We start from the raw sequence: 16,301 nt of genomic DNA, 5'->3' as shown, positions 1-16,301 counted from the left end.
AAATGCTTCGCCCCTAATGACTATTGCTATCAATAATATAAACAAAACTTCCATAAACTTAAATGATTTTGGATTTTGTAAAAAGTTTGTAGATGAGGTAGCTCACAGCTAAGGGGGTTCTATCCATGAGCAACTGGCGTTACCCATCGTGCGCTCATACGAATAATTATCGGTAATCATAAATCTATTGAAAAAAATTATATAGTAAGTACTTACTTACAAAATAGTCTGGATGACAAAATTATGTTTTTTTTGCCAAAAATAAAGTTTTTTCCCCTTTTTATTCTTACTTTGTTTTCATAATACTTACTGATAAAAAATCTTTTACGCCAGGTGCTTTATGGCGGGTAAAGAGTCTACCACAGTCGCTTCCCTTATCTTCCTTTTCCTCCTGAGTCTAGTCGCCAAATTTATTAGACTGACAATGAGACGCTATTATTCTCTAATCCCTAGTCCCTTTTTTCAAAAAGCTATCTTTAGTAAGATGAGTCGTCTAGGTAAGGGATGTGATAATCTAAAAAATAAGGGAGAAAATAACACTATAATTTTAAGAAATGGCTCAAACCCGAAATACGGGAACAAAAGTTAGCCGATCAAAAGCCAGAGTGCAAAAAAGCTAGTTTCTCCGTAGCTGATAACCGAAAAATCGAGTTAGTATTTCAGGAGCGGTCAGTCCAATGGACTATATTGAAAAGGTGCTAGAAAAGCTTAAGGAATTGGCACGCAAGCTGATTGAAGCCCTTTTAGGGCCAGAAGCTGAGCCAGAACCGGAGCTAATTCCAATTCCTGTAGATGATCGCTCGCGCCGTCGCTAAGAGAGCAAAAGTGCAGGAGTTAAAATTAGATCCCTTAAGCGTTCTGGTGCTGCATGGGCCAAACCTGAATCTGCTAGGACAGCGAGAGCCTGGTATTTATGGCTCCCTGACTCTGGTCGAAATCAACCGCCAGTTAGAAACAGAAGCACAAAAACTGGCAGTGGAAGTATTCACCATGCAGTCAAATCATGAAGGGGTATTGGTAGATGCAATTCATGATGCCTTGGGAAAACACCAAGGCATCTTAATTAATGCTGGGGCTTACACCCACACCAGTATAGCATTGCGAGATGCGATCGCTGCTGTAAATTTACCCACAGTAGAGGTACATCTAAGTAACATTTACAAGCGAGAAGAGTTCCGTCATCACTCCTACATAGCCCCCATTGCCATTGGCCAAATCAGCGGTTTTGGCGCACAAAGTTATATTTTAGGATTACAAGCGTTAACGTTTTATTTAAGAAAAAATATATAAGATTAGTTAGTGGTTAGTACCAATGCCAAATGCCCACTTTTCACACTTCCCCAATCTCCGATTACCGATCCCCATGTCCTATTAAATTATGCATTATTCTCTTGTCAGCCGTACTAGAGGAACCATATTAGGGGCTTTAATTGGGGAAAATTTGGCCTTTCAAGGCGGACAAGGGCAAAAGTTGGCATCTAGCTATTGGCAAAAAATCGCAATTCTGAGTGCAGAAAGTTTAATCGAACTGGGTAGATTTGACTTAGGCGACTGGAGTAGGCGTCAGCAACAATCAGGAATTATTTTAGAGAATCATCCAGACACTTCGTTACAAGTAATTTTAGCTACACTACCAGTAGCATTGTTTTTCCATGAACATCCTATCAAACTGCGACAAAACTTGCTAGATGTAGTTAAATTTTGGCAAAATAACCAAGCTGTAGAGGATTGGGCGCTAGCAGTAGGCTATGCGATCGCCCAGTCTCTAACAGAAAAACTTACTCCTGCTACTCTCATCCCCCAAATAATTAGCTTTTTGGGAGAAACAACCACATCTGTGCCACAAACTTTATTGAAATTACACAATTTGTTAGAAAAACAGGCGGGGTTAGAAATAACGCAAGCTGAATTGTGTACAGAAGAAAAGCTGAATCATGCCTTAGCAATTGCTTTTTATTGCTTTGTTAGTAGTTTAGAAGACTTTCGCCTTTCAGTTTTACGGGCTACTCAATTTACCTCGCGTTCGATTTATATCAGTACAATTACTGCTGCTTTATCAGGAGCCTATAACGCTACAGCAGGCATTCCTGTAAGTTGGCGGTTTTTACTGATCAACAATAGGAGGGCACAATGGCAACCAAAGGATTTCTCTGAGATGCTAAAATTAGCAGACACACTTGTGGCTACCTGGTCAGGAGTGTATGATTCTACTTTGCATCAAGGCGAAGTGAGAGCAGAATGGCCGATAACTCTGAGCGATGTGCCTCTAGAGGCGATCGCAGCTCCCCGCGTAATCCGGCTACGTTAATCTCACTTCTACCTTACTAATGATACAAAGTATAAAACATAGAAATTTTCTATTACAATAAATTAAATTTTAGTAAAAAAATATACTATAGTTTGGGAAAACATTAAAATTCAATCGGGTTCTGTAGGTAGCAATTGTGGCAAGCAGGCTTCAAGTGTTTTGACTCAAAGCAATCAAGCAAAAAACTGCGATCATAGACAATGAAAGCGCAGCCATTTTTTCATCTTTGACTTAAGCGATTTATTCACTGGAAGCAACTTTACCAAAGCCCTACGCCGTTTACATTTATCGAAACCAACTGTGAAAGGCAAAGATAAAAAACAAAGAGCGCCAAAACCAAAGGTAACTAGTGGTAGTTTACCTGGAAAACCTTCTCCTGTTGTTTTCGTAATTGCAGTAGTGTCTCTGACTGGAATCATTGGGCAAAATTTCTACAACCAGCCTCAGTTGAAAATAGGAACCACCGCACCAGAAACAATTAGAGCGCCCTATAGTAGCTTAATCGAGGATACAAAAAAAACAGAAGCACAGCGCAGAAATGTCAGCAAAAAATTTGTGCCTGTGTTAATGGTTGATGAAAATATTAATAAAAAAATCAAGAAAAATTTACAAACACTTCTAGCTCAGGGTAATGAAATTCGATCTGCTGCCGGTTCTTTTCCTTTTTTTGATACTTTTGTCTTGTCAGTTTCTAGTCAGGGTTATCTGCGCTCCTGTGCTGACTCAGAATGGGAAGACTTGTTGGTAGCTCTCGAACATAACAATCAGCAAAAATCAGGAGTGTTAACTCAAAACCTGAGAAGCATTTTCATTAAAACTAGAGAACAAAATCAAAACGCAAATAAGCAAAGAGTTGGAGATACGGAGAATGTTTCCGTACCATCGCGTTTGGGTATCCCTATATCCTCTTCATCGAAGTCAGAGACTTCCTTGCTCAGCGTTTCCTCCACTCCAGAAGTAAAACCCAATGATTCGTTCCAAAGTGCAGAATTTGCCCAAGCAATGGCAGAATTAGAAGCTTATCGCCTCAAGACTTCTACGCAAAACTTGGTTTCACTATTGAGTAAAGTTGCTCAAGCACGCCAAGGCTATACCCAAGCCACCGTCAAGTTGTCACAACTGCTGAGTGAAAACCCCCAAACTGCTTATGAAACTACTTCTTTCCTGAATTTCTCTGATGAAGACTGGGCAAAAACCCAAATAGGGGTACAACTGAGTGCTGAGCGGATTTTAGCTCAAGGTATTCCTCAAGGACTACCCCCCAGTGTTTTACAAAATGCAGTCAATTTGCATGTGCATAAATTAGTACCACAACCAACAGAATCTTTTGCTAAGAAACTGCTGTTGGAGGTTTTGGAACCGAATCTTAAGCAAGATGAAGAACAAACCAAAATACAAGCAGCAATAGCAGCAGCAGAAGTTAAGCCTGTAATCGTGGCTGTGGAGCAAGGTGAGATAGTTGTCCGCAAGGGCGATCGCATTACATCTTGGCATTTAGATGTATTGGAACACTACCACCTGCTACGCCGAGAAATTAACTGGTTGGGATTAATGTATTTGGCTGGAACTGTCAGCTTTTCTATAGGAATTTTTACTTTTGTTGAACGGAGTATTAAGTATCGATGGCGACACAGCGATCGCCTGTTAGTATTATTGCTGACTTTGAGTACCCCTTTGGTAGTGACGATGGGTACGCCTTATACTACCTGGAGTGGCGTGGGTTTATTGCTGGGTAGCTTTTACGGAGCAACCGCGGGTGTGACAGTGGTAGGGCTGCTGGTAGCATTATTAGGTATGAGCCTAGAAATCAGCAAAATTTCCCTGTTGGCAGGTGCAGCTGGGGGAATATTAGGCAGTTGTATGGCCCATAGATTGCGATCGCGCGAGGAATTAGCACTATTAAGTGTAGCGATCGCTTTAACTGAAGGTGGTGTTTACCTAATCATTCAAATCTTTTTGGGTGCAGCATTTGGCCCCTATTTTTACGTTGTCCTCAAAGAAGCAGGGATTTTTGCTTTATCTGCTTTAGCTTGGAGTATTGTAGCCTTGGGGTTAAGCCCTTATTTAGAAAAATTATTTGATTTAGTTACTCCGATTCGCTTGGCAGAATTGGCAAATCCCAACCGTCCTTTATTAAAAAAACTGGCAACAGTTGCCCCTGGGACTTTTCAGCATACGCTATTTGTCGCTACTCTGGCTGAGGCTGCTGCCAAAGAATTAGGATGCAATATTGAATTAGTGAGAGCTGGTACATTATATCACGATATTGGCAAAATGCACGACCCTCAAGCCTTTATTGAAAATCAAATGGGGGGGCCAAATAAGCATGATACAGAAATCAAAGACCCTTGGCATAGTGCCGACATCATTAAAAAGCATGTCAGCGAAGGGTTAGTGATGGCAAAAAAACACAGTTTGCCTTCTTCTATTCAAGCTTTTATTCCAGAGCATCAAGGTACAATGCAAATTGCTTACTTCTATCACCAAGCTCAACAGATCGCTAAAGAAGATCCCAATTTGACAGTAGATGAAGCAGACTTTCGCTACGATGGGCCGATTCCCCAATCACGGGAAACAGGAATTGTGATGTTAGCCGATTCCTGCGAAGCAGCATTGCGATCGCTCAAAGATGCTAGTTGTGAACAAGCTTTGGTGATGGTTAACAATATTCTCCGTGCCAGATGGCAAGACAACCAATTAGTAGACTCAGGACTAACACGAGAAGAGATGAGCAGAATTGCCGAAATTTTTGTAGAAGTTTGGCAACAATTTCATCACAAACGTATTGCATATCCCAAGTTAAAGGCCGGGAATTAAGGTGTGTAGAAACGTAGCATTGCTACGTCTCTACAAAATGTAGACAAACACAATTCATGACCAAATTCAGCAACGCCATAATTTTATTGTCGCGTGGGCTGGTAATTGGTAGTGGGTAATGGGTAATAAAGATACTAACTATTCATTTTCCTATGCCCGATGCCCAATAACCGATACTAGGCAATAGGCAATAGACTTGATATTAACTGATAACTGATTATCTGTAAATCACCACAGGCTCTGAACAACGTTGTTTCCAACCAACTTGTTCCAGCATTGGTTGTCCATCATAGTCGGTAGCAGGTTTTCCTATACAAAGATAACCTAGTGGTTCCCAATCATCAGGAACACTAAGTACTTGTTTGAGTTGGTCATAATCGAGAATGGAAACCCAACCCGCACTGTATCCTTGCTCTGTTAGGGACAGCCAAAGATTTTGGATCGCGCACACACAGCTCCATTTCAACGTTTCATCAGTCCAAACAGTGCCTATTGTGTAGTTTTCTTTAGGGTACTCGCAAAATACTGCTAAACCGATCGGAGCATCTTCAATCGCTTCTAGCTTCAGACTTTTATGAAGCTTGAGCTTGTCTTGCTCATTTGCCAGATTTGCTTCTGCTTTTGCCCTGATTTTCAAAAAAGATTGCTTGAGTATTGCCTTAGTCTGTTGATTACGGACTACCACAAATCGCCAAGGTTCACTCAAACCAACTGAGGGAGCGCAGTGAGCAGCAGTTAGCGCTTTTTTCAATACAGTTTCAGGGACATCGTCTTTTAGGAAATGCCGTGTATCACGCCTCAGCTTCAAACACTGTTCCAACTCCATAAAGCTCTACTTTCCCCTAAATACTCATCAACAATAGCTTAACCGAGTTAGTTGTCTAGTTGTACTTTTACAAATCTAACAACTTGAGCATATTACTAAGCATATAGCCAAATAATCATTTGGTAAATCTTGTAATCATGCCCAAGATATGCAACGAATCTCAAACGGGAGCATCCCTATTTTTTTCAATATACGGCTGAGGGTTTAAATCCTGAGCTTCATAGCTAAAGTCGTCTGAAGACGAGTCAAATAAATCAAACAGCAGAAAGCTATGAGACTGCGGTTTAAATTGCAGGCGGTTTTTTGAATATTTGAGATCTGCGTCTCAAACACGTTTATTGTTATGTTTAGAAATCTATTAATCACTGTTAAATAGCATAAAGTGCCAACTCATGTAAACAGGAGCTGACACTTTATCAGTTTTTAGCTTACTTGTTATATTTAGGGTCTTTATTTTGCTGACCCCAATGTTATCTATAGGTAAATGATCCCCTATTTTTGTAGTAAACAAAGATTTTTTAATTTTTTCTTTAGATTTACTTTCCTGACTATTTGTGAAGCTTTGTAAATCGGCGTTTTGCTGGGCTGATGGAGGCTCCCATAATTTCAGATATCCAAACTTCAAAGTTACGGAGTGGGTGGGAGCGCAAAGCAACATCAGGATGGACTATTGGTTCAACCAAAATCGTAAACATTCCCAGTCGATTACCAGCTAACACATCGGTAAATAAGCGATCGCCCACCATTGCGACTTGTTCCGCGGGCAAACTCATGGCATTGAGTGCTGCTCTGATCTTACGTCGTGAGGGTTTAGCAGCGCCCAAGTAGTAAGGTAAATCCAATGACTGAGCAATATTACCGATGCGGGCTTCACTTAAATTATTGCTTACAAGATACAGAGTTGCTACCTGACGGATTTCCTGAACCCAATTTCGTAGTTCTGCTGAAGCCGATACTACTCTAATTGGTACTAATGTTTCATCTACATCCAACACCAGCCCCTTCAGCCCATATTGTTGGATAATACCAGGTGTGAGATTCAACACTGAACCTTCCAAAATTAAATCAGGCTGTAGGAGGTTGTTCCAGCGCATAGTTTAGGCAGAAGTCAATGGTCAATGGTCACTAGTAAATAACTCTTGACTATGGACACTGGACTATAGACATAATTTCTCAGAAATCTATGCAATAGCTAAAACATTTGGCAAAAAGACTGTCAAATGCTTATGCCCATAGTTAATAATAATTAAAAATTCCTCATGTAGAGACTAAATATTGCCGTTTTTGTTTTGAATTTTTAATTTTATTCAACTCCATTAAACAAATGCTCTTCTAAGAGCGGTTGCACTTGACGGAATTCTTCTGGCGAAAGCAATTCAGGTTTACCAGTTTTAGATATCCGTGCAAAAAACAGCAGTGGATCAAGAGGGGTATAAATTGCATACTCCTGCTCTTCATGGTAAAAGCTAGCTAGCAATTGTAATTGCTCTGGTTCCAAATCTGATTGTTCGTCTTCGATTTCTAAAGTGAACAATTCTGATTCTTCAACTGGCGGTAGTTCACCTGCAACAGTTAAAGCATAAGCTGTATTTTTGAGGACTAGATTTTGCTCCGATAGTACAGCTTGGGCAGTGCCAAAAATTTGTTCGATCGTGGCATCATCTTCTACGAGAACAGCCTCTTCTTCTTCTTCCTCACCTTGCCACGCAAAGATTTCTACAGGTGAGTCAACAGGAAGAAGCAAAAAGTATCCTTGCCCATTTACTTCTAGTGAATGCTCAATGTAACATTCGAGCGATCGCCCTTTGTCATCGCTCAAAGTGATGGTGCCAGCAGATTCGCGATCGTGTTCGTCCGAAAAATAAGAAAAAGACATAGCCGAGATATAAACTGTATGACTACCAGCTACTTGATAGAGGGGGAAAGGGGATTAGGGATTAGGGATTAGGGATTAGGGGTTGAAAAAATGAGCGATATCCTAATTACCCTTTTTCCGTTCCCTGTTTCTCTTTAACCTTCAATTGTTTCCTACCTTTGCTGGCTAACAGATTTCAGAATATCATGCGACAAGGTATGCTTACTCAGCAGATAATTCTGTAGATTGTAAGCCAGCTCGCCGTGTATCTAACCATTGCTGCAAAATTAAAGCTGCTGCCTTACGGTCAATTAAAGCTTTATGGCGTGATGGAGAGCGGTTTTCAGCAATGAGCAACTGCTCTGCTTGAAAAGAGGTTAATCGCTCATCTACATACTCTACAGGCAGCTTCAGAACTTTGCCTAATCGTGTGGCAAACTTTTGCACTTGTTTGGCTTGAAACCCCAAAGAACCGTCCATGGAATAGGGTAAACCGACGACTAAAACTTGTACTTCTCTTTCATTGACTAGTTTTTGTATTTGTTCCACAACTTGCCCAAAAGATGTGCGCTCGACAGTCGTAATGCCAGTGGCTATTAACCCTAAGCGATCGCACCCCGCCACACCAATACGTTTACGACCGACATCTAACCCTAAAGCAGAAACATATTTAGAGTTAAGGTAAGACACACAAGAGGGAGGAGACAGGGGAGAAAGATTACTTCCTTGTCCTTGTTCAATATCCACACAACTACTCCTGCTGTTGTCCATCAGCTGAGTCTGGCTGACAAAATGGTTCCAGGTGAGAATTTTTGCAAGAAAAGGAAATAGTTTCTTTTGATGGATTGGGTTGTGCTGGTCTGTCTGGAGAAGTTTGCTGATGTGGTGGTAACCATGACATTCCCCCTGGTATGGGTTTGCGTGCTGGTTGCAGACCTTGTAGTACTTCGGGTAACTGAATTCCTTCCAATGAGACAAATTTAGATTCTCGTACTTTATGCCACACCGAGCGAGACATAATTAGAGTGTGTTCTATACGACTTGCTCCTATTTGTTCTAAATACTCTTCTCCTTCTGGTTGATAGTCTGCCGAAGCTAGTTGCAATGGTTGCTGAGGAAAATCCTGGGCAATACGAGCAAGTTGAGTCAACAACTCTGGATACAGCCAAGTGTATGCTGGGTGGACTGTTAACGTCGCCCAATGTGGTTCTTCACCTTTGCGGTCTAGCATAATCTGAAAATAACCGATCGCTGCTTTACGTTGGGGTTCAAACACGTAACCAGTTACTACTTCTGTTTTAGTCACCCATTGTTTGACAGCATCAACCAAGGCACTAAATAAGTTGGTTTTAAAGTCATCGGTTTGGCGGTCAAATACCTGCCGTACCAAAGGCGGCATTGATGCTGTATCTAGCTGATATAGCAGCTGAGCATCAGCGTTACTTATAGGCAGCAAATTAGGCAAGTCTGGGTTAACCTGCGCCAATTCAGCTAGCAGTTCTGGTTTAATTTCCCAATAGGTCATTTCAGCCAGACGCTGAAAACCGTTTTGTCGATACAGTGCCAGTGCTTCTGTATCGTTGATGTTTACTTCTAATATCCAAGTCCGAGCCTCTAAAATTGACTCAAAGCAGTAACGCAAAAGCTGCGAGCCAATTCCTTGCTTATCGGCAGCACGCTCTAGAATCACACGGTCTACGCGCCAAGTGCTACGCGTACGATTAAATGGCGAGACTTGGATCATTCCTAAAAGCGATCGCCCCTGTTCTGCTACATAACCACAGAAAATGTACTGTAATGGGTTGGGAAACCAACTTAAAAATTTCAACAATCCATACCAGCGGCGCAGCCATTGCATTTGCCGCATAGCAAAATCGGCTCCTTTTCTGGTTTTAGCTGCGAATGAATCTAGAGCTAGACGTCCAATACTATCCAAATCTCGATATTGGATTGGTCGGATCACAACGCTAAGATTTTTCTGAAGTAATGAATTCATTTTCATTCGAGCCGCCATTGCGCCTTAAATAACAGAAACAGAGGTACTGCTGCATTAATATTAACGGCTTTCCACCCCTTTCTATTGCTCCAAAAGAGTGATTTTCACAACTCAATACTAAAAAGCAGACTAGTTGATGACTACATTAGCCTAGGCTCAACAAGTTCTGCTTTGATTTTATTTAAATTTTATTGAAGATTTGTATAGATTATGAGCTAGATAGCTCGGCGAGAACGAGAAATTAGTTTTTCAAAATTAGCTTGGGTTTGATGGAGTAATTGCTCTCGGCTGTCTACCTGTGTTTGCTTCAGGGATGGAACCAAATTACGAGCTTGCAGAGCCATGTGCATTTGGAGGTGGGCAACATATTCACTAAAGTCTTCTTCAACGATTACATTTGTACCCTTGAGGAACTGTGATTCCATCGCCACTGTTTTCTCCTTTGTTTGTTAATCCCTAAGTTACTGAATTCACACTATCAAAACTTATCATGTCATTTTACCTGGCTTGTTAGGTTTGCAATGAAGTTTAACGGTTTTTACAAAGATTATGTAAATTATAGTAAATGCTTGGTTGTTGGTTGTTAGTGGTTAGCAGTTATTTAGTTAGTAATTAATTTATTATTAACCCCTCACACCCCTCATACTCCTCACACCCCTCATACTCCCCACACCCCTCATACTCCCCACACCCCTCATACTCCCCACACTCCCCATCACCCCACCACCCCACAATAAAGTTGGTGTGCAATGATAGCGAGGTGTTAAAACTTACTTTTCTCAACGTAAGTTTGACAGCGAAGACATTTTTACAATATTATTTAAAGCTTAATTGATTTAAGTATAAAAATTAATTTTGGAATCAAAAATTTATTTACTCAAAATAAACAAGTAACAATTTAGGGAGTTGGAGTTGCGGCTCTATAACTTCTAGCTACCAATTGTTCTGGTGCTGAATGATACTAATACTCAAATGCCACTCTTCAGCTTTTTCAATCAAAGTACTGAGCAACAATCTAACCCGCAAATAGTGGGACGGGGTGTGAGGTTGCAAGCTAGTTACTCAAAACTACCTTTAAGCCAAAGAATTATCATGCCCTTTATGCTGGTATTCTTTAGCATTATGGTGGTAGCTGTGATTAGCTTTGCTTTTTGGTTTACCAGCCGAATGGAACACCAGATCAAAAATTCTGTTGCATCAGGCGCAGCGGTGATTTTGCAAGAGTTGCAAACAGAAAAACAAGACTTGGGTTCTTGGGTGCAGCTAATAGCAGAACGAAATGATGTGCGTACCATACTGCAACAGAAAGATACTCAAGCACTGCTGAAAATATTAGTTTCACATAAGACTAATTTGGGATTAGACCTGATCAAGGTTGTCAATCAAAATGGTGGAGTAGTGCTAGATCTGAGAGATTAGAAGATAGAACAACTATTTCTCAAGCATTGGGTGGGATGTACCCTTTAGATGTAGTCAGTGTTGAAAAACAACGAGGACAAACACAGTTAGTTTTAGTAGGTACAGCTCCAATTAAGTCTAACGAAGAAGAAGTGATTGGTGCAGTTGAAATTGGTATTCTCATCAATAACGAATTCCTCAAAAGTCTAATAGCAGCCAAAGATGAGTACTTGATTGTATTCAACAAAGATAAAACAGTTGTTGTTTCTACATTAACATCAGTCACTCATAGAAATTGGCAGTTACCACCTACTTCTGTTCCACCAATGCGCATCTTACTTACAAATAAGCACTATGTAGCCAAAAGTATTTTTCTACCTGGACTAAGCAACACCTCTTTAACAGTGGTATTGCTAAAATCGCTTGCTGATCTTAACCATACAGTACAGTATTTATGGTTAAGATTGTGGGGTTTTTTCCTAGTGGGGTGTTTGATTTGTACCTTGGTGGGTAAGAATATAGCGCGAAATATTTCTGGACCTTTATTGACTGTGGCGAGAGTTGCTCAAAAAGCTACTCAGGAAGGGAATTTTGATTTGCAAGCTCCTGTAACAAGAAATGATGAAGTGGGAATTTTAGCTACTTCTCTTAATAGCTTAATTCGGCGAGTTGCAGAATACACTCAAGAATTAGAACAAGCTCGTACAACTTTAGAAAAGCGAGTTGAAGAACGCACTCACCAACTTTTACAAAAAAATCAGGAATTAAATTTAGCTTACGATCAACTTAGCTATGCTATTCAAGAACTTCAGCAAACTCAAGCACAGTTAATTCAAACCGAAAAAATGTCTTCACTGGGTAATATGGTAGCGGGAGTTGCTCATGAAATAAATAATCCTATTAGTTTTATCTACGGCAATATTAGCTATGCCAAAGAATATATTGAACAATTATTAGAATTACTTCATTTATACAAAAAAGAATATCCTCAACCAACTGCTGCGATTCAAACTTGTCTAGAAAAGACCGAGCTAGATTATATCAGCGAAGATTTGCCCAAAATTTTCTCCTCAATGAAAATGGGAGCGCAGCGAATCAGGGAAATTGTGTTGTCTTTACGAAATTTCTCACGACTGGACGAATCTGAGAAAAAAGCTGTGAATATCCACGAGGGAATTGACAGTACTTTGTTGATTCTCAATCATCGCTTAAAAGAAGGAATTCAAGTAATTAAAGAATACGAAGAAACACTACCATTAATTGAGTGTTACCCAGCACAATTAAATCAAGTATTTTTGAATCTCTTGAGTAATGCAATTGATGCTTTAGAAGAGTCATTTTTGAGTAATTTGTCATCGGAAGATAATAAAGTCAATCCCCAAATACTAATTCATACAAACAAAGCAGCAGGAAATCGCATTTATGTACGAATTACAGATAATGGTTGCGGAATTGAACCACAAAACCAAGATAAAATTTTCGACCCTTTCTTTACAACTAAAGAAGTGGGTAAAGGTACTGGATTAGGATTGTGGATTTGCTATCAGATTATCCAAAAACATCAGGGTAAGATTGAAGTCAATTCTTTACTTGGCGAAGGAACTACTGTTACGGTGACACTCCCGCTTGTACAAAAATCATAAGTGTATCAGTGCGATCGCACCCAGATATCCCACTTTTGATAAAAGTCGGGGAGCTTGTTTAAAGTTTCAAGTTCTCAACTCGAAGTTTCTGATTTCATTCTTGGAATTTCTCGTTTCAACCTAGAAGTTTCATGTTTCAAACTTGGAATTTTTCGTTTCAACCCTGAATTTTCTTGTTTCAACCTTGGAATTTCTCGTTTTAAACATGATCGCCCAAATCTAGAGAATCACCAACAAGCGATCGCACCACTTCATCTACCTCCAAAACAATAGAGAAATTTTTAAGAAAGAAAGCGTAAACAAAACACACCTTCATCAGTGTACATCAGCGTGCATCGGTGTTCGTTTTTCCCACACCTAATTGCAAACCGCCATAACTTGGTGTCTTAGCGTCTTGGTGGTTAATAAGATTTCTTTTTGAACCACGTAGACGCGTCAGCGTCTTCCCGCAGGGTAGATGCAAAGCTCGCGAAGAAAGACTCCGTACTTAACCAGCTAACGCTTCTGTTTTTTCCTTCTCTGGTACATAGGGCTTTTCTGCACCTTGGGCGAGATATTCCGCCAATTGGGATTCAATTTGATCACGAACAATTTGGCGATACTCTAGGAAATGTTCGTTGTGGGCGCAGGTAGCCAGGTAATGTTCGGCAACACTAGGGTTATGCTTAATAATGCTAAAGAGGTGATGCCAAAATTTCCAACGGGTTTCGCGTTTGATTCCTTGTCGCCAAATCACAATCAACAATGCTTTGACAACTACCCACTCTGGCATTTTGAAGGGTGCTTTCCATTTTGGTGTACCCATCATCATAAAACAACGATAGGTGCGGTCTAAATATTTCACTGGGTCATATAAAGTACAAAATGCCTCAACATATTCTCTAGCAATTTCTTCCAGGGGACGGGTAGGAATAAAGTTCATCAAAGTGGTTTGGTTAATGTTACCGTCTTTGTTTTCCCGTAATCGTCCTTCTTTTTTGAGGCGATGCCACAAAGCAGTATCTGGTAGCGCTTGTAACATGGCAAAGGTGGTGGAAGGAATTGCAGCTTGTTCGGCAAAACGGACAATGCGATCGCCTGCACCTGCTTTTTCACCATCAAAACCAATAATAAATCCAGCCATTGGCCGCAACCCGGCTTTGATGATGGATTGCACAGATTCAACTAGGGAACTGCGGGTATTTTGAAATTTTTTCGTTAGTTGTAGACTTTCTTCATCTGGTGTTTCGATTCCCAAGAACACCGCCGCAAAACCACAATCAACCATCAATTCCATCAATTCTGGATCTTGGGCTAAATCAACGGATGCTTCGGTGTCAAAGCGGAAGGGATAATTATGTTGCTGCATCCAAACTTTTAACTCTTTGAGCAACAGCTTGACATTGCGTTTGTTGCCAATAAAGTTATCATCCACCATGAAAACACCCCGCCGCCAACCTAATTCATAGAGGTAGTCTAATTCTGCTAATAATTGGGCTGGAGTTTTGGTACGAGGTTTGCGACCATAAAGAACAATAATGTCACAAAATTCGCACTGGAAGGGACAACCGCGCGAAAATTGAATTGACATCATGTCGTAGGCATCAAAATCCAGTAAATCAAAGCGGGGTATGGGGGTTGAGGTGACATCTGGTTTTTCTGTAGCGCGCAAAGTACCAGATGTTTCTCCCCGTTGAATTGCTTCAACAAACATCGGTAGGGTGATTTCTCCTTCATCCAGAATGAGAAAATCTGCACCAGCTGCCTTTGGTTCGCTAGGTGTAGAAGTGGGATAAGGGCCACCGACAGCAACTAACTTACCACGTTTTTTTGCTTCCCGAATTTGTTCGAGCAAATCTTGTTTTTGCACAATCATCGCCGAGAAGATGACTAAATCTGCCCAAGCCCATTCTGCTTCTGTAACAGGACGAATGTTACGATCTACTAATTTAAATTCCCATTCCTGAGGCAAAATTGCTGCTACAGTTACCAAGCCCAAGGGTGGTAGCAAAACTTTCCGATTTACTAATGCTAATATCTTTTCGTATGACCAAAAGGTTTTGGGAAATATCGGATAGACTAGTAAAACTCGCATAAAGTCTCAATCCTCCTCACACTTTGATTATTAAATTATGCTAACTAAATAAAGAGTGTAATTTACTGTATCTAAATTTGTTATATTTTAACATTATTAATTTTTCTCTCGAAACATATAAATTTTTACTTCTTATATATCTATTTTTGCTCATCATTGCACCTAACTTATTTTGCAACAGATGAGTATGAAATTTAGATTTGCCTAATTTGAGCTAATAAAACTTCTTGTTTAGCAATCAAACTCAGTTTGCAATTGATCAACTTACTAGGTTTAGAAGTTATCTTGGATAAACATAGCTAGGATGCAAAGATAAAAAATCCAGCGTTTTCAACCTTAGATTTGCAAAAAAAATCTAACTACTGTTGGCTAAATCATATTGACGTATGTGTAATATCATGTCCGACTAATTGCTGATGATACAAAGCTTGGGCATTGGCTATTGGGCATGGGAAAATCATCAATATCTTAATTACCAATTACCAATTACCAATTACCCATTACCGACCCTACTAATTAAGGCTGAGGAGGTGCAGGGGGTGCATCTGGGATTTCTGCATCTTGTCCTTGTCTTTGGAGATATTTACTTAATACATAAGCCATATCGCCACGAGTCATGGGTTTTAATGGGTAAATATTTCCTTGAGTGTCTGTATTGACAAATGCTTCGGCTACTACTGTAGCGATCGCTTTTCTGGCCCAAGGAGGAATGGATGCTGCATCTGGATGGGGAGCCAGAATTTCATTGACTGTCTCATCGGGAAACTGAAAAACACCATAGGCTTGCGCAAAAATTGCTAAAGCTTCTGCTCTTGTCACTCTTTGGTTGGGGAAAAATAAGTTACCCCGATAGCCTCTCATGATATCTGTTTTTAAGACAGTTTGAATATCTTTATAAGCCGGATGAGAGGGTGGTACATCTGGAACTACAAAATTTTCTTTGCTTGTTGCTTGTCTTTTATCTAGTCGAAATGCTTTCACCATGATGGAGGCTAAATCTGCTCGACTGATTATCCTTTCTGGATAAAATTTGTTATCTGGATAGTTAGTCATCCAGTTCGCAGCTAACACCATCTGAATTGGATCGGATGATTGCTTGGCTTGTGGTTGAACTTGGGCAGAAACAACAATTGGAAAGGATTGTATTAATGTCACTAAGGTAAGAACACTTAAAAATCGACGCATAAATGTAAATTTAAAAAACTGTAGTACTGAAAAATAACACCAACTCTGTTGTATCCCGATCCGGAAACAAACCATTTTTTTAGTATTTTATGATCAATTTTCTTGGTTTGGGTCAAATCAAAAAACGGGTGATTATGTATTGTTTAACACAATATTTCACCCGTATAGTTACACAGTTTAGTAAATTTCTATCAACATA

The 16,301-nt window shown here is 40.1% G+C and carries 14 protein-coding genes; 6 read left to right on the top strand and 8 right to left on the bottom strand.

The genetic code is table 11. The features are described from left to right. Window positions 1–677 precede the first annotated feature (677 nt). The 4 genes from UYK_RS26860 to UYK_RS0117395 all read left to right on the top strand — a co-directional run bounded on the left by UYK_RS26860 (window position 678) and on the right by UYK_RS0117395 (window position 5,125). Window positions 678–815, top strand: a complete 138-nt coding sequence (locus UYK_RS26860) for a hypothetical protein (RefSeq protein WP_009459292.1) — start codon at window positions 678–680, stop codon at window positions 813–815. After that, the gene (aroQ, locus tag UYK_RS0117405; protein WP_009459290.1) at window positions 793–1,290 is read left to right on the top strand and encodes a type II 3-dehydroquinate dehydratase; all 498 of its coding nucleotides are present in this window, start codon (window positions 793–795) and stop codon (window positions 1,288–1,290) included. Before UYK_RS26860 ends, aroQ begins: the two co-directional genes overlap by 23 nt. An 88-nt stretch (window positions 1,291–1,378) precedes the next feature. Further along, window positions 1,379–2,308, top strand: coding sequence for an ADP-ribosylglycohydrolase family protein (locus UYK_RS0117400; protein ID WP_016871845.1), 930 nt, complete (start codon window positions 1,379–1,381; stop codon window positions 2,306–2,308). A gap of 300 nt (window positions 2,309–2,608) precedes the next feature. Next, window positions 2,609–5,125 (top strand): HD family phosphohydrolase, encoded by a 2,517-nt coding sequence (locus UYK_RS0117395; RefSeq protein WP_009459287.1) that lies wholly within the window; start codon window positions 2,609–2,611, stop codon window positions 5,123–5,125. Between the two features lie 217 nt (window positions 5,126–5,342). On the opposite strand, the gene bluB is transcribed toward UYK_RS0117395, so the two are convergent. The 6 genes from bluB to UYK_RS0117365 form a co-directional block, all read right to left on the bottom strand. Next, the gene (gene bluB, locus UYK_RS0117390; protein ID WP_009459286.1) at window positions 5,343–5,951 is read right to left on the bottom strand and encodes a 5,6-dimethylbenzimidazole synthase; all 609 of its coding nucleotides are present in this window, start codon (window positions 5,949–5,951) and stop codon (window positions 5,343–5,345) included. A 548-nt stretch (window positions 5,952–6,499) separates the two neighbouring features. Beyond that, the gene (locus tag UYK_RS0117385) at window positions 6,500–7,045 is read right to left on the bottom strand and encodes a YqeG family HAD IIIA-type phosphatase (RefSeq protein ID WP_009459285.1); all 546 of its coding nucleotides are present in this window, start codon (window positions 7,043–7,045) and stop codon (window positions 6,500–6,502) included. Window positions 7,046–7,254: 209 nt separating this feature from the next. Beyond that, a complete protein-coding gene (locus tag UYK_RS0117380) occupies window positions 7,255–7,827 on the bottom strand; it encodes a DUF3727 domain-containing protein (RefSeq protein ID WP_009459282.1) in 573 nt (190 codons plus the stop codon). A 201-nt stretch (window positions 7,828–8,028) separates the two neighbouring features. After that, the gene (gene ruvX / locus UYK_RS0117375; RefSeq protein WP_009459270.1) at window positions 8,029–8,553 is read right to left on the bottom strand and encodes a Holliday junction resolvase RuvX; all 525 of its coding nucleotides are present in this window, start codon (window positions 8,551–8,553) and stop codon (window positions 8,029–8,031) included. Window positions 8,554–8,557: 4 nt separating this feature from the next. Beyond that, window positions 8,558–9,820, bottom strand: a complete 1,263-nt coding sequence (locus UYK_RS0117370; protein WP_009459269.1) for a GNAT family N-acetyltransferase — start codon at window positions 9,818–9,820, stop codon at window positions 8,558–8,560. A gap of 197 nt (window positions 9,821–10,017) precedes the next feature. Beyond that, a complete protein-coding gene (locus tag UYK_RS0117365; RefSeq protein ID WP_009459267.1) occupies window positions 10,018–10,227 on the bottom strand; it encodes a hypothetical protein in 210 nt (69 codons plus the stop codon). 547 nt (window positions 10,228–10,774) lie between these two features. On the opposite strand from UYK_RS0117365, the gene UYK_RS0117360 reads away from it, so the two are divergent. Both UYK_RS0117360 and UYK_RS0117355 read left to right on the top strand, forming a co-directional pair. Next, a complete protein-coding gene (locus UYK_RS0117360; protein ID WP_009459265.1) occupies window positions 10,775–11,221 on the top strand; it encodes a sensor histidine kinase in 447 nt (148 codons plus the stop codon). 35 nt (window positions 11,222–11,256) lie between these two features. After that, a complete protein-coding gene (locus UYK_RS0117355; RefSeq protein ID WP_009459263.1) occupies window positions 11,257–12,843 on the top strand; it encodes a HAMP domain-containing sensor histidine kinase in 1,587 nt (528 codons plus the stop codon). Between the two features lie 487 nt (window positions 12,844–13,330). On the opposite strand, the gene UYK_RS0117350 is transcribed toward UYK_RS0117355, so the two are convergent. Continuing rightward, window positions 13,331–14,917: a B12-binding domain-containing radical SAM protein gene (locus tag UYK_RS0117350; protein WP_009459261.1), complete on the bottom strand. Its 1,587-nt coding sequence runs from the start codon at window positions 14,915–14,917 to the stop codon at window positions 13,331–13,333. Between the two features lie 516 nt (window positions 14,918–15,433). Continuing rightward, on the bottom strand, window positions 15,434–16,102 hold the full coding sequence (locus UYK_RS0117345; RefSeq protein WP_016871844.1) for an S-layer homology domain-containing protein: 669 nt from the start codon (window positions 16,100–16,102) through the stop codon (window positions 15,434–15,436). Window positions 16,103–16,301 lie beyond the last annotated feature (199 nt).

Origin of the sequence: Fischerella thermalis PCC 7521 (genome assembly GCF_000317225.1) — a bacterium.
Lineage (GTDB): Bacteria > Cyanobacteriota > Cyanobacteriia > Cyanobacteriales > Nostocaceae > Fischerella > Fischerella thermalis.
This window is presented reverse-complemented; position numbering and strand designations above follow the sequence as displayed.

Coding starts and splice junctions, on each gene's coding strand:
- UYK_RS26860 (WP_009459292.1), top strand. CDS start 678: ATGGACTATATTGAAAAGGTGCTAGAAAAGCTTAAGGAATTGGCACGC.
- aroQ (WP_009459290.1), top strand. CDS start 793: ATGATCGCTCGCGCCGTCGCTAAGAGAGCAAAAGTGCAGGAGTTAAAA.
- UYK_RS0117400 (WP_016871845.1), top strand. CDS start 1,379: ATGCATTATTCTCTTGTCAGCCGTACTAGAGGAACCATATTAGGGGCT.
- bluB (WP_009459286.1), bottom strand. CDS start 5,951: ATGGAGTTGGAACAGTGTTTGAAGCTGAGGCGTGATACACGGCATTTC.
- UYK_RS0117385 (WP_009459285.1), bottom strand. CDS start 7,045: ATGCGCTGGAACAACCTCCTACAGCCTGATTTAATTTTGGAAGGTTCA.
- UYK_RS0117380 (WP_009459282.1), bottom strand. CDS start 7,827: ATGTCTTTTTCTTATTTTTCGGACGAACACGATCGCGAATCTGCTGGC.
- UYK_RS0117370 (WP_009459269.1), bottom strand. CDS start 9,820: ATGGCGGCTCGAATGAAAATGAATTCATTACTTCAGAAAAATCTTAGC.
- UYK_RS0117365 (WP_009459267.1), bottom strand. CDS start 10,227: ATGGAATCACAGTTCCTCAAGGGTACAAATGTAATCGTTGAAGAAGAC.
- UYK_RS0117360 (WP_009459265.1), top strand. CDS start 10,775: ATGCCACTCTTCAGCTTTTTCAATCAAAGTACTGAGCAACAATCTAAC.
- UYK_RS0117355 (WP_009459263.1), top strand. CDS start 11,257: ATGTACCCTTTAGATGTAGTCAGTGTTGAAAAACAACGAGGACAAACA.
- UYK_RS0117350 (WP_009459261.1), bottom strand. CDS start 14,917: ATGCGAGTTTTACTAGTCTATCCGATATTTCCCAAAACCTTTTGGTCA.
- UYK_RS0117345 (WP_016871844.1), bottom strand. CDS start 16,102: ATGCGTCGATTTTTAAGTGTTCTTACCTTAGTGACATTAATACAATCC.